Annotated in this window: 16 protein-coding genes; 8 read left to right on the top strand and 8 right to left on the bottom strand. The window is 71.2% G+C overall.

Features of this window, described 5'->3' with window-relative positions; genetic code table 11:
* Positions 1-9: 9 nt before the first annotated feature.
* On the bottom strand, positions 10-489 hold the full coding sequence (locus FRANEAN1_RS19100) for a helix-turn-helix domain-containing protein (RefSeq protein WP_049795973.1): 480 nt from the start codon (positions 487-489) through the stop codon (positions 10-12).
* 200 nt (positions 490-689) lie between these two features.
* Here FRANEAN1_RS19100 and FRANEAN1_RS19095 point away from each other — a divergent pair, with 200 nt between their 5' ends.
* Positions 690-1,553, top strand: coding sequence for an alpha/beta hydrolase (locus FRANEAN1_RS19095; RefSeq protein WP_157473434.1), 864 nt, complete (start codon positions 690-692; stop codon positions 1,551-1,553).
* Between the two features lie 20 nt (positions 1,554-1,573).
* Here the strand turns inward: FRANEAN1_RS19095 and FRANEAN1_RS19090 are convergent, their stop codons facing one another.
* The 3 genes from FRANEAN1_RS19090 to FRANEAN1_RS19080 form a co-directional block, all read right to left on the bottom strand.
* On the bottom strand, positions 1,574-2,212 hold the full coding sequence (locus FRANEAN1_RS19090) for a GntR family transcriptional regulator (RefSeq protein ID WP_041254369.1): 639 nt from the start codon (positions 2,210-2,212) through the stop codon (positions 1,574-1,576).
* Between the two features lie 279 nt (positions 2,213-2,491).
* Positions 2,492-3,352, bottom strand: coding sequence for an LLM class F420-dependent oxidoreductase (locus FRANEAN1_RS19085; protein WP_020461457.1), 861 nt, complete (start codon positions 3,350-3,352; stop codon positions 2,492-2,494).
* A gap of 163 nt (positions 3,353-3,515) precedes the next feature.
* On the bottom strand, positions 3,516-3,794 hold the full coding sequence (locus FRANEAN1_RS19080; RefSeq protein ID WP_157472707.1) for a hypothetical protein: 279 nt from the start codon (positions 3,792-3,794) through the stop codon (positions 3,516-3,518).
* 263 nt (positions 3,795-4,057) lie between these two features.
* Between FRANEAN1_RS19080 and FRANEAN1_RS19075 the strand changes: the two genes are divergently transcribed.
* Positions 4,058-5,215, top strand: coding sequence for an acyl-CoA dehydrogenase family protein (locus tag FRANEAN1_RS19075; RefSeq protein WP_020461455.1), 1,158 nt, complete (start codon positions 4,058-4,060; stop codon positions 5,213-5,215).
* A gap of 41 nt (positions 5,216-5,256) precedes the next feature.
* Here the strand turns inward: FRANEAN1_RS19075 and FRANEAN1_RS19070 are convergent, their stop codons facing one another.
* The gene (locus FRANEAN1_RS19070) at positions 5,257-6,468 is read right to left on the bottom strand and encodes an acetyl-CoA C-acetyltransferase (protein ID WP_020461454.1); all 1,212 of its coding nucleotides are present in this window, start codon (positions 6,466-6,468) and stop codon (positions 5,257-5,259) included.
* 188 nt (positions 6,469-6,656) lie between these two features.
* On the opposite strand from FRANEAN1_RS19070, the gene FRANEAN1_RS19065 reads away from it, so the two are divergent.
* Positions 6,657-7,544 carry a fumarylacetoacetate hydrolase family protein gene (locus FRANEAN1_RS19065; protein WP_020461453.1) on the top strand — a complete coding sequence of 296 codons (888 nt, stop codon included), beginning with the start codon at positions 6,657-6,659 and terminating at the stop codon, positions 7,542-7,544.
* An 88-nt stretch (positions 7,545-7,632) separates the two neighbouring features.
* Here the strand turns inward: FRANEAN1_RS19065 and fabG are convergent, their stop codons facing one another.
* Positions 7,633-8,394: a 3-oxoacyl-ACP reductase FabG gene (fabG, locus tag FRANEAN1_RS19060; protein WP_020461452.1), complete on the bottom strand. Its 762-nt coding sequence runs from the start codon at positions 8,392-8,394 to the stop codon at positions 7,633-7,635.
* Between the two features lie 268 nt (positions 8,395-8,662).
* Here fabG and FRANEAN1_RS19055 point away from each other — a divergent pair, with 268 nt between their 5' ends.
* Positions 8,663-9,886: an RtcB family protein gene (locus tag FRANEAN1_RS19055; protein WP_020461451.1), complete on the top strand. Its 1,224-nt coding sequence runs from the start codon at positions 8,663-8,665 to the stop codon at positions 9,884-9,886.
* 101 nt (positions 9,887-9,987) lie between these two features.
* Here the strand turns inward: FRANEAN1_RS19055 and FRANEAN1_RS19050 are convergent, their stop codons facing one another.
* On the bottom strand, positions 9,988-10,704 hold the full coding sequence (locus FRANEAN1_RS19050; protein WP_347176673.1) for a TetR/AcrR family transcriptional regulator: 717 nt from the start codon (positions 10,702-10,704) through the stop codon (positions 9,988-9,990).
* 548 nt (positions 10,705-11,252) lie between these two features.
* Here FRANEAN1_RS19050 and FRANEAN1_RS19045 point away from each other — a divergent pair.
* A complete protein-coding gene (locus FRANEAN1_RS19045) occupies positions 11,253-12,365 on the top strand; it encodes an ABC transporter substrate-binding protein (RefSeq protein WP_020461448.1) in 1,113 nt (370 codons plus the stop codon).
* A gap of 82 nt (positions 12,366-12,447) precedes the next feature.
* Here FRANEAN1_RS19045 and FRANEAN1_RS41250 read toward each other — a convergent pair whose 3' ends face one another.
* Positions 12,448-12,588 carry a hypothetical protein gene (locus tag FRANEAN1_RS41250; protein ID WP_157472706.1) on the bottom strand — a complete coding sequence of 47 codons (141 nt, stop codon included), beginning with the start codon at positions 12,586-12,588 and terminating at the stop codon, positions 12,448-12,450.
* Positions 12,589-14,205: 1,617 nt separating this feature from the next.
* On the opposite strand from FRANEAN1_RS41250, the gene FRANEAN1_RS19040 reads away from it, so the two are divergent.
* From FRANEAN1_RS19040 to FRANEAN1_RS19030, 3 genes are all read left to right on the top strand, one after another.
* A complete protein-coding gene (locus tag FRANEAN1_RS19040; RefSeq protein ID WP_020461447.1) occupies positions 14,206-15,159 on the top strand; it encodes an ABC transporter permease in 954 nt (317 codons plus the stop codon).
* The gene (locus FRANEAN1_RS19035) at positions 15,156-16,055 is read left to right on the top strand and encodes an ABC transporter permease (protein ID WP_020461446.1); all 900 of its coding nucleotides are present in this window, start codon (positions 15,156-15,158) and stop codon (positions 16,053-16,055) included. The genes FRANEAN1_RS19040 and FRANEAN1_RS19035 overlap by 4 nt, the downstream gene beginning before the upstream one ends.
* 171 nt (positions 16,056-16,226) lie before the next feature.
* Positions 16,227-17,798, top strand: a complete 1,572-nt coding sequence (locus FRANEAN1_RS19030) for an ABC transporter substrate-binding protein (protein ID WP_020461445.1) — start codon at positions 16,227-16,229, stop codon at positions 17,796-17,798.
* Positions 17,799-17,835 lie beyond the last annotated feature (37 nt).

Genomic DNA, 17,835 nt, shown 5'->3' with positions numbered 1-17,835 from the left:
CTCGTCCGCTCACCGCGGGTCGAGGTCGCGGGCGGTCAGCGCCCGGCCAGGCAGCGAGGCGTCCGACCGGGCGCGGAGTCCGTCGAGGATGACGGCGCGGGCCCGGTCATAGGCGGCGTCGGCCAGCGCACCGGGCATCTCCTGCAGCCCGCGCAGCAGCAGCCAGAACAGGTGGATGACGTCGCCGGTGCCGACGTCCGGGCGCAGCGAACCCTCCTGCTGCGCCGCACTCACGAGGCTGTCGATCTCGCGGGCCCTGGCCAGCATGGTCTCCAGGCTGTCCCGGACGACCGCCACGATCAGCGCGTCCCGGTCGGGGAAGTGCCGGTAGAGGGTGCCGACGCCGGCGCGCCGCGCGGTCTCCTCCATGGGCAGGTAGGGGCCGTCGTCCCCGAAGGCCACCATCGCCGCCGTTATGATCTTGTCGCGGTTACGGCGGGCGTCCGCACACCAGCAGACGAACGGGTCCTTCTTCGTCCCGCCGACCACCTGGAACTTGCCACCCCTCACCTGGACGATGGCGATGTGTTCCACCTGTACCCGGAGTGCGGGCCGCACCCGCGGAACGCGCCGGAACGCACCGTCCGAATGATCAGCCTCGCACGGCCGCCGCCGGCGCGGCCCGGAGTGGACGGGGCCGGCGAGGCGATCGGTTTATCCGGCTGGGCGCCGCCACTACTGTCCGGGTGGTGACATACGCGAACGTCAACGGCCTGCGCATCGGCTACGACCTGATCGGCGACGGCGGGCGGACCTGGGTGCTCACCCCGGGCGGCCGCTTCACCAGGCAGACCCCCGGGCTGCCGGAGCTCGCCCGCGCCCTCGCCGCGCAGGGCGACCGGGTGCTGCTGTGGGACCGCCCGAACACCGGCGAGTCCGACGTCTGCCTCGCAGGCCCGAGCGAGCCGCGGATGCAGGCCGACGCCCTCGCCGCGCTCCTGACGGAGCTCGACCTCGGGCCGGCGGTGCTTGCCGGCGCCACGGTCGGCTCGCACGTCTCGCTGCTCACCGCCGTGCACCACCCCGAGGTCGTCGCCGGCCTGTCCCTGTGGTGGATCAGCGGCGGCGTCATGGGCCTCATGATCCTCGCGAACGTCTACTACACACCGGCCATCACGGCCGCGTGGACGACCGGCATGGAGGCGGTGGCGGCGCTGCCCGACTGGGCCCCGCTGCTCGACCAGAACGAGCGGAACCGCCGCCACGTCCTCGAACAGGACAGGGAGGCCTTCCTCGCCACCATGCAACAGTGGATGGCCGCCTACTGCCCACGGCCGGGCGAGCAGGTGCCGGGCCTGCCGGACGAGCTCGCGCGAGCCATCACCGCCCCCGCACTCGTCTTCCGCGGCGGCGCGAGCGATCCCTTCCACCCGCGGGCGACGTCGGAGGCGCTGGCCGGCCTGCTGCCGAACGCCCGGCTGGTCGAGCCACCCTGGGGGGACCGTGAGTACCTCGACCGCCAGGCCGAACGGGAGAGCGCCGGTGGCCTGTTCGTCCGCTGGCCGCTGCTGGCCACGGCGATGCGGGAGTGGGCCGGCGAGACGCTCGCCTGACTCCGGGCCTGGGCCGGGGGTCAGGACATCGCGGCCTCGTCGGGGATCCAGAGGATGTTGCGGGCCCGGAGCAGGTCGACGACGCGCTCACCGTGCTGCTGGAGGAGCGAGACGAACGCCGCGTTGGAGCGCTCCCCGTCACGCGCCCGCACGGCTCGGGAGACCGCCGTGATCCCCTTCTTCTGCAGGTCGATCGTCCCCGGCACCAGCTCGAAGAAGTTGCCGGGGATGATGCCGTTCATCTGCCGGCTCATCGCCTTCAGGCGTGACGACCGCGCGAGCGCGAAGATCTGGCGCAGGAACATCTCGTTCGCGTCCCGGACGGCGGTGGGATCGGTCGCGGCCCGCAACGCGCGCTCGGCCGTCTGCACCCGGGCCAGCCCGTCGTCGTCGCCGCGTTCGGTGGCGCGCTGCGCGGCGTAGCCGTAGAGCAGGCCGATGAGCCCGTAGTGGTCGCGGACGGAGTTCTCGTCCAGGCCGTGGACGAACGCGCCGCGGTGCAGCTCGTTCGTCACCCAGCCCTCCTGGTCGAGGACGATGATGGCCTCGCGGACGGGAATCCGGCTCACCCCGAGATCCTCCGCGATCTCGTCCTGCCGGACATGGTCGCCCTGACGCAGCTCACCGGAGAAAATCAGGTTCCGGATGTAGTCCGCCACCTGGGCGCCGCTGCTGCGCCGGTCGATCGCGGCACGCCGCTGCCTCGCGGTCGACGCGGCTCGACCTTGGGGAGGTATTGCGGCTCCTTCGACGCGGTGGCGCCGCTGAAGGAGACACCTCCACCGCGTCACCCGGCGCCGAGGCGGCCGCAGCCCGTCGATCGTATCGATCGATCGGGGGCGCGGGCGAACCGCCCACCCGGCCCGCATGGCGAACCGGGTGGCCTGGCCAGTGCCTGGACCAGGGAGAACGGATCGGGCAGCCGGACGGCCGCCGGCCTACCGGAGCGCGGGAGCGAGCCGGCGCCACTGCTCGCGTGGAAAGGCCTTCGGGTCGGCGGTGAGAACCTGGACGCAGACGTGGTCGGCACCGGCGGCCCGGTGTTCGTCGACCCGGCGCCGGATCGCGTCCTCGTCCCCCCAGGCGATCAGGGCGTCGAAGAGCCGGTCGCTGGCGTCCGCGACGTCGTCGTCGGTGAAGCCGAGCCTGCGGATGTTGTTCGCGTAGTTCGGCAGCCCCAGGTACCCGCGCAACCAGTCCCGGCCGATCGCGTGGGCCTCGTCGGCGTCGGTGGTGAGGATCACCGTCTGCTCGGGGAGCACGAGGGGCCCGGCTCCCAGGCTGTCGCGTGCCTGCCGGGTGTGCTCAGGCGTCACGAGGTACGGATGTACGCCGCGCGCCCGGCTTCCGGCCAGCTGGAGCATCTTGGGGCCGAGCGCGGCCAGCACGCGGCGCTCGGGTGGGACCGGCTGGTCGGCCTTGTCCAGCCCGTCGAGGAACGCCGTCATGGCCGCCAGCGGCCGGCGGTAGCGACCGGGTTCCGACGCGTCGACCAGCGGTGCGTGGCTCACCCCGATGCCCATCAGGAAGCGGTCTCCGTGGGTGGCCGTGAGCGCGGCGTATCCCGTGGCCGTGTCCGCCGGGCTGTGCATCCACAGATTGAGGATGCCGGTGGCCACGGTCACCGATCGGGTCGCCGCCAGCAGTGCCTCGACGGCCTCGAACACCGGGCCCCCGACGTCGGGAATCCACAGCGCGCGGTAGCCCAGCTCCTCCAGCTCCGCCGCCGCGTCGGCCACCTCGGCCTGATCCCCCCACCGCAGCTGCTGGCTCCAGATGCCAACTCCGGAAATATCCATGACAACCATCCTGTCCATCGCACGTCGGTGTGCTCGACCCGGTGTCGTCACGCCGGTGCTGTCGCGCGTCGCGGGCCGTGCCCGGGCGCCGCCGGCGCCGGGTGCCTCCATCCGACCCGGGCCTTCCACCGGCCTCGAACCGGCCATGCCCTTGAATTCCCGGTCACCGATTCTCGCGCGTGGCGCTCCCCCCCGGCCAGGCGACGAGCGGACCGCACACGTCGACCAGCGCGGCCGTCGGGGCGACGTCCACGGGCACCTCGATCACGTGGACACCCGGCCGGGCCAGCGCGGCGGCAAGGTGGTCGCGGTGCTGCTCGGCCGACCGCGGGGCGCCACCGTCGCCCCACACCTCGATCACCAGTGTGCCGGCGCGGCGCGACGCCCACTCGACCAGGGCGGCGACGGCCCCGTCCCGGGGCGGGGTGTCGACGACGGCCACCCCCACGCCGCCCGTGCGCAGGACGGCGCCGAGCGCCCCGGCGACCGCGACACCCGCGCTGCCGGCCGCGGCCAGCAGGGCACCGGCCGTGCGGTCCCCAACCGCGAGCGGAGCGACCGCACGCTCAGATTAGATAAAGTATGCGATTATTGGGCCGGTGTCGACACGGCCCGCGGTCGATGGACGCGGGGGGCGGGCGGCGGGACGCTCATCCGGTCCGCCGACCGTGGACCGTGAGCGGACCAGACCTGGATGGAGATCTCGTGCTCGATGATGATGTGCGGCAGGTCATCGCCTCGACCCGGCGTTTCGTGCGCGAGCGCGTGGTACCGGCGGAGGCGGAGATCGAGCGGACCGACGCGATCCCGCCCGACCTGCGCCGTGCGGCGGCGGCGATGGGCCTGTTCGGGTTCGCCGTCCCCGAGGAGTACGGCGGCCTGGGGCTGGACATGAGCGCCGAGGTCCGGCTCGTCTTCGAGCTGGGCTACACCACGCCGGCCTTCCGCTCGATGTTCGGGACCAACAACGGCATCGCCGGCCACGTCCTGCTCGAGGGCGCGACCCAGGAACAGAAGAAGGCCTACCTGCCGCTGATCGCCTCGGGCGAGTGGACGGCCGCGTTCGCCCTCACCGAGGAGAACGCCGGCTCCGACCCCGCGGGCCTGGCGACATCCGCGCGCCGCGACGGCGACGAGTGGGTGATCAACGGTGCCAAGCGCTTCATCACCAACGCGCCGCTGGCCGACGTCTTCATGGTCTTCGCCCGCACCGACCCCGGTGCCGAGGGCGGGCACGGCATCACGGCGTTCATGGTGGAACGCGACGCGCCGGGGCTGAGCGTCGGCCCGAAGGACCACAAGATGGGCCAGGCGGGCGCGTGGACGGCGGACGTCCTGCTGGCCGACGTGCGGGTCCCGGCGTCGGCGGTGATCGGCGGCGAGGACGGGGTGGGTCGCGGCTACGCGACCGCGATGCGCTGCCTGGCCCACGGCCGGATCCACATCGCCGCGCTGTGCGTCGGACTGGCCCAGCGGCTGGTCGACGAGTCCGTGTCCTATGCCGCGACCAGGGTGCAGGGCGGCGGCGTGATCGGCACCCACCAGCTCGTGCAGGGACTGCTCGCCGACTCCGCCACCGACCTCTACGCGGCGCGGGCGCTCGTCCTCGACGTGGCCGCCCGGTTCGACGACGGCAGCGACACCCGGATCGGGCCCTCGTGCGCGAAGTACTTCGCCTCCGAGGCGGTCGGGCGGGTCGCCGACCGGGCGGTGCAGATCCACGGCGGGGCGGGCTACATGCGCGGAGTCCCGGTCGAGCGCTTCTACCGGGACGCGCGGCTGTTCCGGATCTACGAGGGCACGAGCCAGATCCAGCAGATCGTGATCGCCCGTCAGCTCCTGCGCGACGCCGGCGTCAGGTAACGGCCGGGGTGGACGGCCCCGCCCCTGTCAGCCGACCCGAATCAGCCGACCCGTTCGAAGATCGCGGTGATCCCCTGGCCGCCGCCGATGCACAGGGTCTCCAGCCCGTACCGGGCGTCCTGGCGCTCCATCTCGTGAAGCAGGGTCGCGAGGATCCGGCCACCGGTCGCCGCGACGGGATGACCGAGCGAGATCCCGGAACCGTTGACATTGAGCCGGTCCAGGTCCGCGGTCGTGAGCCCCCACTCCCGGGTGCAGGCGAGCACCTGCGCCGCGAAGGCCTCGTTGAGCTCGATCAGGTCGATGTCGGCGAGCTTGAGGTTCGCCCGCTCCAGCGCCTTCGCCGTGGCCGCAACGGGTCCGATCCCCATCCTCGCGGGTTCCACACCGGCGACCGCCCAGCTCACCAGCCGACCGAGCGGACGCAGGCCGAGTCGCCTCGCCGCCTCCGGATGGGTGACGACACACGCCGACGCCGCGTCGTTCTGCCCGCTGGAATTGCCCGCAGTGACCGTGGCCTCCGGGTCGGTCCTACCCATGATCGGGCGCAGCGCGGCGAGCGTGTCGAGGCTGGCGTCGGCGCGGGGATGCTCGTCGACGTCCACGACGACCGAACCGCCGCGACCCGGCACCGACACCGACACGATCTCGTCCGCGAACCGACCGGCGGCCTGCGCGTCCACGGCCCGGACATGCGACCGCAGCGCGAACTCGTCCTGCTCGGAGCGCGAGATCCCGTACTCCCTCCGCAGGTTCTCCGCCGTCTCGATCATCCCGCCCGGGACGGGGAAGTTCGCGCCGCCCGCGGTCACCCGGCCGCGGGCCAGGGCGTCGTGCAGCGTGACGTCCCCGCCGCCCGACCCCCGGCGCATCCGGGTCGAGTAGAAGGGGGCGTTGCTCATGCTCTCCGCTCCCCCGGCGATCACGACGTCGGCCACTCCGGTCTGGACCTGCATCGCGGCCGTCGTGACCGCCTGCATGCCCGATCCGCAGCGGCGGTCGAGCTGCAGGCCCGCGACGGTGACGTCGAGGCCGGCGTCGAGGGCGACCACCCGGCCAAGCGCGGGTGCCTCCATCGTCGGATAACACGACCCGAAGATCACGTCATCGATGTCCGCTGACCGCAGGCCGGTCCGGTCCAGCAGGCCGCGCAGCACGGCCGCGCCGAGCGCCTGCGCGCTCAGCGCCGCGAGCGCACCGCCGTAGCGCCCGACCGCGGTGCGCACCGGTTCGCAGATGACCGCCTCACGCATGAGTCCTCCGTTAGTTGTCGGGTGGCCCGGGGGGGACCGGATGTGTGGCGCCGGAGGTGAACTGGACCAGAACGATGTCGCTGTCATAACACGCGGGCGCCGGCTTCCTGGCGTCCCGTGGTGCACAATTCCGGTGTCCGATCCGAGCCGGGGCGGCCGGTGTCGCGGTGGGAGGGAGGACGGGTTCGATGCGGTTCGTGGGATTGCGGGACGGACGGCGGGTCGTGGTCGGCCTGGTGTTCGGTGCCGACGGGGCCGGCCCGCAGGGCGGGCCCATGGGCACGGCCGGGGACGAACGCCCCCGGGTCGCCCGCGTCGCCGAGGTCGACGAGTTCTACGGAGACCTCGCCGGCTGGACGGCGAAGGCCCGCCGGATGACCGCCGGTGAGCATGACCTCGCCGACGTCGAGCTCGTCCCGCCCGTACCGGCCGGAGCCCGGATCCTCGGCATGGGGCTGAATTATCATGCGCACGCCGCGGAGACCGGGCTGGAACTGCCCAGGCGGCCACCGATCTTCGGCCGGTGGACCGCGTCCCTGACGGTGGACGGCACCCCCGTCCCCGTCCCGCCGGGCGAGCGGGGCCTGGACTGGGAGGGCGAGCTCGCCGTCATCGTCGGGTCCAGGATGACCGATGTCGACGAGGACGCCGCCCTGCGCGGCGTGTTCGGCTACGCGGTGTTCAACGACCTCAGCGCCCGCCGCGCCCAGGGCGCCTCGGCGCAGTGGACGCTGGGCAAGAACTCCGACCGCAGCGGGCCGATGGGGCCCGTCGTGACCGCCGACGAGGTCGGCGATCCGGCGGCGGGCCTGCGGCTGGTCACCCGCGTCAACGGCGAGGTGGTGCAGGACGGCGACACCAGCGACATGATCTTCTCGATCGGCCGGATCCTGTCGTTCGTGAGCCGCACCCTGACCCTCAACCCGGGTGACATCCTGATCACCGGAACTCCCGCCGGGGTCGGCTACATCCGCAAGCCGCCCCGCTACCTGGGTCCGGGTGATGTCGTCGAGGTGTGGATCGAGCGGGTGGGCACGATCCGCAACCCGGTCGTGGACGCGTCCGCCCGGCCGTGACCCGGCGGTGGGCCGAACCCGTGGCGGGTCGGGTCGGCCCACCACACCCGTGTTCCGCGTCAACGCGGGCCGGGGTCACCGGGCACGTTCACGCCTTCGGCCCACCGGCGACGTAGATCACCTGACCGGACACGAATCCCGCGCCCTCGCTCACCAGGAACGAGATGGTGTGGGCGATGTCCTCGGGCTCGCCGACCCTGGCCACGGGAATCTGGGCCGCGCGGGCGGCGGCGTAGTCGTCCCACGTGTGCCCCAGGCGCTCGGCCGTCGCCCGGGTCATCTCGGTCGCGATCAGACCGGGCGCCACCGCGTTGCAGGTGACGCCGAACTTCCCGAGCTCGATCGCCACCGTCTTGGTGAATCCCTGCAGGCCCGCCTTCGCCGCCGAATAGTTCGCCTGGCCGCGGTTACCCAGCGCCGACGTGCTCGACAGGTTCACGATCCGCCCGAAGCCCGCCTCGACCATGAACTTCTGCACGGCGCGGGTCGTCAGGAACGTGCCCCGCAGGTGCACCCCCATGACGAGGTCCCAGTCGGTCTCGGACATCTTGAACAGCAGGTTGTCGCGGGTGATCCCGGCGTTGTTCACCAGGACGGTCGGCCCGCCGAGCTCGGCGGCCACCCGCTCCACCGCGGCCGTGACCTGCTCGGCCTCGCTCACGTCCACGCCGAGGGCGATCGCGGTCCCGCCGGCGGCGACGATCGCCTCGACGGTGCCCTTCGACGCGCTCTCCTCCAGGTCGAGCGCCGCCACGGCCATGCCGTCGGCGGCGAGCCGGCGCGCCGTGGCGGCACCGATGCCGCGGGCGGCCCCCGTGACGATCGCGACGCGGTCCTGGGCAGCGGGCATGCTGGTCTCCTCGCACGATGACGTTCGCTTGTCGGACGAATGGCGACCGGGCCGCGCCGGGACCGCTTGGAACCGGGCGAGACCGGGCGGAGACCGGGTCGCCGAGAAAGTCTGTCAGGCGCCGACGACCGACGCGTCCAGGACGGCGACGACCTGCCCGGCGGGCCTCAACGGAAATTGAATGGCCGGCGGCACGGAAACCGGCCATCGTTGATCTCGGCGGCACGCGGGGCACCGGTCCCGCGCCGTGACCAAGGAGTGATGCCCCGTGACCCCCGTCCACGAGCTGGCGGGAGCGACCGCGCCGATCTGGATGTGGACACCTCCCCAGGAGGTCGAAAGCGCCGCGCTCGACCAGCTCCGCACCATCGCGGAACTCCCCTACGTCCACCACCACGTCGCCGTCATGCCCGACGTCCACCTCGGCAAGGGCGCTACGGTGGGTTCGGTGATCGCGCTGCGCGACGCCGTCTCCCCGGCTGCCGTCGGCGTCGACATCGGATGCGGGATGGCCGCGCTGCGGACCAACCTGACCGCCGCCGACCTGCCCGACGACCTCGGGCCGGTGCGGGCCGCGGTCGAGGCGGCCATCCCCGTCGGCCATCGCGGGCACACCGAGATCTCCCGCCGGGTCCGCGGCTACGCCGACCTGTGGGGGACCTTCGGCGACCTACACCCCAAGGTCACCGGGCGCAGCGGCAGCATCGACCGGGTGATGGCGCAGATGGGCAGCCTGGGCTCGGGCAACCACTTCGTCGAGCTCTGCCTGGACACCGAGGACGCCGTCTGGCTCATGCTGCACTCGGGCTCGCGCAACATCGGCAAGACCCTCGCCGAGCTGCACATCGCGGCCGCGAAGAAGCTCCCGCACAACACCGGCCTGCGCGACCGGGACCTCTCCGTCTTCCTCGCCGGCACCCCCGAGATGGCCGCCTACCGAGCCGACCTCACCTGGGCGCAGACCTACGCGCGCCGCAACCGCGACACCATGCTCGCTCTCTACGTCGACGCGCTGCGCGACCACCTGCCCACGCTGCGCGTGCCGACCCCGCCCACGCACGGGCCGCACGCCGCCGACACCGCCTTCGCCGCGGTCAACTGCCACCACAACTACGTCGCCGAGGAGCACCACTACGGAGCGGACGTCCTGGTCACCCGCAAGGGCGCGATCTCGGCCCGGGCCGGCGAGTACGGGATCATCCCCGGCTCCATGGGCACCCGCTCGTACATCGTCCGCGGCCTCGGTAGCGCCGAGTCGTTCCACTCGGCCGCGCACGGCGCCGGGCGGCGGATGAGCCGTACCCGTGCCCGCAAGGAGTTCACCACCGACGACCTCGTCGCCCAGACCACCGGCGTCGAGTGCCGCAAGGACCCCGGAGTCCTCGACGAGATCCCCGCTGCCTACAAGGACATCGACGCCGTCATCGCCCACCAGAGCGATCTCGTGGACGTCGCCGCCGAGCTGCGCGCCGTCCTCTGTGTGAAGGGCTGACCCGGCCCGGACCAGCCCGCGTCCGCCCGGTCCGCGCTCCGCTGGCCGGGCGGGCGCTGCGTTGCCGGGCGGGCGCTGCGTTGCCGGCGGGCGGACGCGGGTCAGCGCGGTCCGTGGCCGTCCCGGACGGCGCCGCGGATCAGCTCGATCACCCAGCCGGCGACGCGGCTCGCCTGGCTGGCGTCCAGCTCCCACACGGTGATCAGGCGCTCGAACGACGGCACGCTCCAGAAGACGTCGAGAGCGGCGGCGACGAGCGCGCACTCGGCCGGCGACCAGTCGTCCGCGGCGGCGGCCACGGCGGCGACGAGCGCGTCGCGGCGGCGCCGGTCGAGCGCCGCGAACGTCGGGTCGCCGCTCGGCCCGCCGCTCGTGGGGAACGACGAGAGATAGGAGTAGACCCGGCCGATGACGTCGCCGAAGGCGTCCAGGCGGAGGGTGTCCACGTCCACGCCGGCCTCCTGCTCGAGGTGGCGCATCACCGCGTCACGCAGCCCCCGCTCGCTGCCGAAGTAGCGGTAGATCGTGCTCTCGTTGACCTGGGCACGCCGGGCGACGGCCCGCACGGTCAACTCACGCCAGTCCCAGCTCGGGAACCCGTGGACCATCTCGGCTCCGGCCGCGACGATGCGTTCCCGGGTCCGCTCGGCCTGCTGACGGCGCACGGGGCTGTCGTAGGAACGGCGGCCCGGCTCCGACTGCTCGCCCTCGGGTCGCACCGCCGGCTCGGCCGCTGGTGGCACCGCTCGCTCGGCCCCGGTGGACGCCGGCGGCCCGGCCGTGGGTGACGCCGCCGGATCGCGCGCGGGTCTAGCCACGACCGTGGAACGTGCGGTCGTTGCGCATCGCGGCACCTGCCTCGGCCTGGGGGCTCACCTGCCCTGCGTGGCCAGTCTGCCAGTTCCCGGGCGGGACGCCGTCCCGCGCGGCGGGCTCCCTGCGGGACGCGGCCGGACCAGAAATGGTGAGTACTCACTCCCCAATGCCTTCCGGGGACCGGCCCGCGCCCGCAGGACGCTCACGTCGCCACACCCCGACACCGGCCGACGAACCGGGTCACCCGGCATGATCCGGGGGCCTTGGCGCCCGGAGTCCGGGACGGCGGCACACCACTTCCAGGCAAGACTTCTCGCACGAATGACGCTATGCTCCCCGGTCAGATCATCCTGAATGCCGTCGAACCAGGCATCAGGATTGCCCGCCTTCGCGGTCTCGGACCGCCCGTTCCGCATCGCCGTCACCAGCCGTCGAGCCGACACCGAGCCGTGCCGCCACACCTGGAAGCAGCCTCCGCGCCTGGAAACAGAGGATGAATCATCCCGATGAAGAAGTCAGGTACCCGCCGACACGATTACTGGGTCTACTGATGGCCCTGGGCCTGGCGTTCACCGCCTGTTCCAGTTCCAGCGACGACACCGACGGCGGGGAGACGACGGCCGCGCCCGACCAGACGGTGAACGGGGCGCCGGGGGTCACCCAGGACGAGATCCGCTTCTTGGTTCTCGGCACGAAGACCAACAACCCGACCGGCTCCTGCACGCTCGACTGCTTCTCCCAGGGGATCAAGGCCTACTTCGCCTTCCGTAACAGCACGGGCGGGGTGCGCGGCCGCAAGCTGACCGTCACCACCGAGATCGACGACGCGCTCGGGCAGAACCAGCAGGGCGCGCTGCAGATCATCACCAAGAACGACACGTTCGCCGACTTCGGCGCCGCGCAGCTGCCCACCGGCTGGGGTGACCTGGTCAAGGCCGGCGTCCCGCAGTACGTGTGGGCCATCCAGCCGCAGGCCATGGCCGGCCAGGACTCGATCTTCGGCAACGCCGGAGTGACCTGCCTGGAGTGCACGAACCGGACCTTCACGTACGCGGCGGAGCTCGCCGGCGCGAAGAAGATCGGCGCCCTCGGCTACGGGGTCTCGGAGAGCTCGAAGCGCTGCACGTCGACCATCACCGACACGATCGAGCTCTACCACGACAAGACCAGCCAGGAGGTCGTGTACAAGAACGACGACCTGGCCTTCGGCCTGCCGAACGGGATCGACCCCGAGGTCTCCGCGATGAAGCGCGCCGGCACCGACATGATCATTACCCGCCTCGACCTCAACGGCATGAAGACGCTGGCACAGGAGCTCGAGCGCCAGGGCATGGGCGACATCCCGCTTTACCATCCGAACACCTATGACCGGAAGTTCGTCGCCGCGACGGGCGACCTGTTCGAGGGGGACTACATCGGCGTCACCTTCCGCCCGTTCGACGCCGACCTCGCCTACCAGGGAATTCTCGCCGCCGGACCTTCCTTTGACCACGCCAAGGTCATCGCCGCGAAGAACGCCATGACCGAGTACAGCGCGGACGGCCTGATCAATCCCAGCGACTGGAGCCGCCAGCACGAAAGCCCGACGCAGGACGACCCGGCGACCCACGGCTACAGGCAGGAGCGCTTCGCCATGGTCCAGGTGCGGAAAGGAAAGTTCTAGGTCGTGGGCGGCACGAAGAAGGATCCCTTCTTCTGCTGGCCGAACAACGACCGGTCGTGGTCCGAGCCCCGGCCCACCAGCATCAGCTGAGGCCGGCCAGGCCGATCGTCACCTCGACCGGACGGAGCAGGAACACGGTGGGCGGCGGCACACCCGGCAACCGGGATCCCCGCGCCGCCGCCCCGTGCATCTCGTCCGCCGAGTTCGCGGACGCGAACGCCATCCGCCACACTCCCACTCTCGACCACAAGTGAAGAAGTACTCACCCACTCCGCGCATCGGAGAACTGACGCGAGGTGGCCGGATCCCCGCGGGCGCAAGCCCGGCGACGCGGACGCGAGCACGACGGCGCTGCCGCCGATCCTCCGCGCCGCGCTCGCGGGGCCGGGCCGCACCCTCGGGAGACGACGACGCAGCCACACTCGGCACCGGCACCGGCACCGCGATCGCGCCCACGGGCCACCTGGACCGGGCCGTCCCCCAGCGGATCGGGACCACGGGGCGGCCCGGCGTCGCGGGCGGGCCTCGCGGTGCCGGGCGACCGGGGCCGGTCTCGCCCTGCCCGGAGACAGCCGAGCGCTGACCGCCGGCATGCATCCGACCCGGACGGATCACGTTCGGCGGTATTCCCATGCCGCCAGTTGACACCCCTGTCACGGTGCCGCCCGGCAACCCGGGACAGAATCATTCAACCAATTGTCGGTCAGCCGGTTCGACGCTGCTGCCGCCCGCTTCACGACCGGCCGAGCACCGCCCTTCACCCGGATTTATGAGAAGCGCCGCCGGGCCGCGACCGATGTCACGATCAGTGCGGGATTCGCACTTCCCGAGGACCGGTCCGCACTAGTGGACCGCACCAAACCAGGCCGCATATCTGCCTGATTCCCCCTGTTCCCGGCCTGGCAGCGACCTGTTCCCGGCGACCACGCGGACGCCGGCCACGCCGTGCCGGGTGGCGCCCGACCGCGCCCGCCAGGCCGCCGTCCGGGCCCCGCGGGCGGGCGGCACCGGGGGCCGCGGCCGCCCGCGCCGGTCGGCGGGGGCAGGATGGGACCGTGCCGGCCCGGCCGCCCGGGCGTCCAAAACCGCTGTACCGGTGGGTGCCGGCGGCTTGGCACCGCCCAGCGGCCAGCGCGGCGGACCGGCGGCGCCGACCGTGCCGATCCGGCACCACGGGACGTCCCGACCATGCGCTCCCGGCCACGACGGGCCGCCCCTGACCGCTCACCAGGACGCCACGGACCGGGCTTCCTTGCAGCGCGAGCGACCCGCACTCCAGTCCCGCCCAACCCGGCCGCATCCGGCCGTGATGGAAATCACGGGATCTTCGTTTCGACACCCCGCCCAGCGAGTTCCCCACCCCGTTTCAGTGGCGACGAGCAGTGGCCTGGGTCACCGTTCCCCCGCACCACCCGAACCACGAGAGCTTCCTCACAGCAACATGCACGGGCAGCCGTCAACGCCACCCGACCAGACACCAAAAGAATGCTTAGAAAAGCATTCTCCGATGTACCAAAACTTGCAAAGAACGGCGTTTTCATAACAGCGATATATAGGTTCCCCCCACGGGAACGACGTGTCCGATATGTCGCGACCACGGTTGGACCAACAAGATCAACATCGCCGGGAGGTGCCACCGAGCCCTACTCTGGCCCACGATGGGCTGGTCAGTGACGGTGCGGACGGAGGTGACACCGGGACACCCGAAATGTTGGCAACGGCGTGATCACCGGCTATAACTCTGTCCGAGAGATATCGGCGTATTCGCCGTCGGTGACGTTACGCAGACCGGTTCAGTCGTTGTCCGTGCGACCTTCGAAGGATCAAGGAAGCGAGCTGCATGCTGCTCACTGTTGCGAGACGTGTAGGCCGTAGCCTGCTGGTGGTCTTACTCGTGACCATGGGGGCCGTGGCGCTACTGAGCCTGGCTCCGGGGTCAGCGGCCTCCGTCATCCTGGGGGAGAACGCGACACCGGACGCCATCGCCGCTCTGAACGCCAAGCTGGGACTCGATCGGCCTCTGTGGTCGCAGTACACGCACTGGCTCGGCAACGCCGTCACCGGCGACCTGGGCACCTCCCCGGTGACCAACCAACCCGTCCTGGACGCGATCGTCGAGCGGCTGCCGGTCACCCTGCAGCTCGCCGCGATGGCTCTGGTCTTCGCGCTGCTTGTCGCCGTGCTGCTGGCGGTGGTGTCCGCGAGCTGGCCGGGCACTCCGATCGACCGGGCGATCACCGCGCTGTCCTCGGTGTTCCTCTCCGTACCCGCCTTCATCGCGGGCCCGGTCATGATCTACTTCTTCGCGCTGCAGGCCGGGTGGTTCCCGGTGACGGGCTGGTCGCGCATCAGCGAGGGCCTCGGAGACAACCTCCGCAGCGCCATCCTGCCCGTCCTCGCGATCTCCCTGACCGAGATCGCGTCCTTCCACCGGCTGCTGCGCACCGACCTGGTCGGCACGCTGCGTGAGGACTTCATCGGGGCGGCCCGCGCCAAGGGCATGAGCCCGTCCTACGTGATGTCCCGTCACGCCCTGCGGCCGTCGTCGTTCTCCCTGGTCACCCTCGTGGGCATCAACCTGGGCCGGCTGATCGGCGGAACGGTGATCGTGGAATCCCTGTTCTCGCTGCCGGGCCTGGGCCAGCTCGTCGTCTACTCGATCACTGCCCGCGACATCATCACCGTCCAGGGCATCGTCGTGTTCATCGCCGTGGTCTACGTGGTCATCAACATGCTCGTGGATCTCAGTTACGGCTGGCTCGACCCGCGCGTCAGGAAGGCTGCCAACGCATGACCACCCCCGACGTGGTGGACCGCGAGGTCCACTTACCGCCGGCCCCGGCGCTGGACACGCCGATCGTCCCGGCGGTGCGAAAGTCCCGCTCGATCCTGGTGTACCTGGCCTACGCCTGGCTGATCGCGGTGATCGCGCTCGCCGCGCTGGCGGACGTGCTGCCGCTGGCGTCGTACTCCATTCCCATCGGGAAGCCGCGCCAGGGACCGGATTTCAGCTCGTTCGACCTGTGGCTGGGCACCGACCAGCAGGGCCGGTCGATCCTGTCGCGATGCGTGTACGGTGCGCGCGTCTCGCTCCTGGTCGGAACCGTGGCGGGCCTCATCGGGGCCGTCATCGGAACCCTGCTGGGCATGCTCGCCGGCTACCTCGGCAAGGCCGTCGACTGGATCATCCGGCTGATCACCGACGCGATGCTGGCGTTCCCGCCACTGATCCTGCTCCTGGCGCTGTCGTCCATCCTCACGCCGAGCGTGCGGACGCTGCTGGTCGGCCTGACGCTGCTGATCATCCCGACGTTCGTCCGGCTCGCGCTGGCGAACACCCTCGCCTGGTCGTCCCGCGAGTTCGTCACCGCCGCCCGCAACATGGGCGCGGGGCACGTGCGGATCCTGGTGAAGGAGATCCTGCCGAACCTGCTGCCACCACTGGGCGCGTTCCTGCCGGTCGTGATGGCCGCGCTGATCGTGGCCGAAGGGTCGCTGAGCTTCCTGGGGATGGGCATCCCGCCGCCCCAGCCCAGCTGGGGCGGCATGATCTCCGACGGCAAGGAGGCCATCGCCGACTCCCCGCACATGGTGCTGGTGCCGGCGATCGTCATCTTCTTCACCGTCTTCGCGCTGAACCAGGCGGGCGACCACCTGCGCAGCCGCTTCGACCGCACGATGCGCGACTGACGACCCGCCTGAGCAGGACGCGCGACCGAACGCACCCCACTTGGCGTGCGCGACTGGCTCTTCCCAGCGCGCACCGCCTGGGCCGTGAACAAACGGCGCTGCCCCCACCCGCCGTTTGCACGGCTTCCCGTTCCACACTCTCCGTTTCTAGATGCTGACGAAAGGTCAACGATGTTCCGTAAGTCCCGGTTAGTCGCCACCGCTGTCGTGTGCGGCGCGGCACTCGCCCTGGGGGCCTGTGGTGGTGGAGGCGGTGACGACGCCACCTCGTCGACGAACGGCGCCGCGGGCCAACCGGTCGCCGGCGGCGAGGGCCGGATCCTGCTGCTGGGCGACCCGCGCAGCCTGGACCCGGCGACCCTCAGCAACCAGGCCGCGATCACCGCCCCGGTCGGCAACGCGCTGTACGGCACGCTGATGATCACCGACCAGGCCGGCAAGGTCAAGTACACGATGGCCGAGTCGTTCGACACGACCGACACCGGCAAGACCTTCACCCTCAAGCTGAAGCACGGCCTGGTGTTCTCCGACGGCAAGCCGCTCAACGCGGAGGCCGTCAAGTTCAACTGGGACCGCATCAAGGACCCGACCGTGGGCTCCTCCTACGTCGTGGACGCGCGGATGATCGAGTCGACCGAGGTGGTCGACGACGTGACACTGAAGGTCACGATGGTCAACCCCGTGCCGGCGTACGCCCAGGCCGTCCTGAACTCGTCACTGAACTGGATCGCCTCGCCCGACGCTCTGAAGGCCGGACGGGACTCCTTCGACAAGAACCCGATCGGCGCCGGGCCGTTCACCCTGGCGAGCTGGACCCGCCAGGCGGACATCAAGTTCGTCAAGAACCCCAAGTACTGGGACGCGCCCAAGCCCTACCTGGACCGCCTCACCATGCGCTCGGCGACCGACGCCACCCAGCGCCTCAACACGGTGATCAGCGGTGGCGCCGACGTCGCGATCGACACGAACACGGTCAACATCGACAAGGCTGAGACGTCCGATCTCAACGCGGTCGTGACCACCCTCAACGGCGGCAACTTCATGGCGTTCAACTCGCGCCGGGCGCCGTTCGACGACATCCGTGCCCGCCAGGCGGTGTCGGCGGCGATCGACCTCGAGGCGCTCAACCTCGCCGCCTACAACGGCACCGCTCCCCTGCCCGACACGCTGTTCGACAAGAGCTCACCTCTCTTCTCGGACACGCCGCTACACAAGACGGACAAGGCTCTCGCCCAGAAGCTCCTCGACGAGCTCGCCGCCGACGGCAAGCCGGTGAAGTTCACCTTCTCCAGCTTCCCGTCCTCGGAGAACCGGGCGATCGCGGAGAACATCCAGGCCCAGCTGAGCGCCTTCAAGAACATCACGGTCTCCGTCAAGATCGTCGACCTCGGCCAGGTCGCGGCGCTGCGCACGACCTTCGACTTCGACCTGCTCGTCTCGTCGGCGTCGTTCCAGGACCCGGAGCCGCGGCTGTGGCAGGCGTTCAGCCAGGACTCCGTGGCGAACCTGTCCGGTGTCAAGGACAAGGAGCTCTCGGACGCGCTGCTCGCGGGTCGCACCGCGACGACGGAGGCGGACCGCAAGGCCGCCTACGAGACGGTGCAGGAGCGGCTGGTCGCGCTCAGCCCGGTCGTGTTCTACCAGCGGTCGACGAACGCGGCGATCGGCACCGCCAAGGTCGGCGGGATCGTCCAGTACGGCAGCGGCTCGCTGCTGGTCGAGGAACTCTGGATCAAGAAGTAGTCGTAGATCCGGAGGATGGATGAGAGGTCCCTGCGCC

This window comes from Parafrankia sp. EAN1pec, from assembly GCF_000018005.1.
Lineage (GTDB): Bacteria > Actinomycetota > Actinomycetes > Frankiales > Frankiaceae > Parafrankia > Parafrankia soli.
This window is presented reverse-complemented; position numbering and strand designations above follow the sequence as displayed.

Coding starts and splice junctions, on each gene's coding strand:
- FRANEAN1_RS41250 (WP_157472706.1), bottom strand. CDS start 12,588: ATGGCGTTCGCGTCCGCGAACTCGGCGGACGAGATGCACGGGGCGGCG.
- fabG (WP_020461452.1), bottom strand. CDS start 8,394: ATGCCCGCTGCCCAGGACCGCGTCGCGATCGTCACGGGGGCCGCCCGC.
- FRANEAN1_RS19040 (WP_020461447.1), top strand. CDS start 14,206: ATGCTGCTCACTGTTGCGAGACGTGTAGGCCGTAGCCTGCTGGTGGTC.
- FRANEAN1_RS19045 (WP_020461448.1), top strand. CDS start 11,253: ATGGCCCTGGGCCTGGCGTTCACCGCCTGTTCCAGTTCCAGCGACGAC.
- FRANEAN1_RS19085 (WP_020461457.1), bottom strand. CDS start 3,352: ATGGATATTTCCGGAGTTGGCATCTGGAGCCAGCAGCTGCGGTGGGGG.
- FRANEAN1_RS19070 (WP_020461454.1), bottom strand. CDS start 6,468: ATGCGTGAGGCGGTCATCTGCGAACCGGTGCGCACCGCGGTCGGGCGC.
- FRANEAN1_RS19065 (WP_020461453.1), top strand. CDS start 6,657: ATGCGGTTCGTGGGATTGCGGGACGGACGGCGGGTCGTGGTCGGCCTG.
- FRANEAN1_RS19030 (WP_020461445.1), top strand. CDS start 16,227: ATGTTCCGTAAGTCCCGGTTAGTCGCCACCGCTGTCGTGTGCGGCGCG.
- FRANEAN1_RS19035 (WP_020461446.1), top strand. CDS start 15,156: ATGACCACCCCCGACGTGGTGGACCGCGAGGTCCACTTACCGCCGGCC.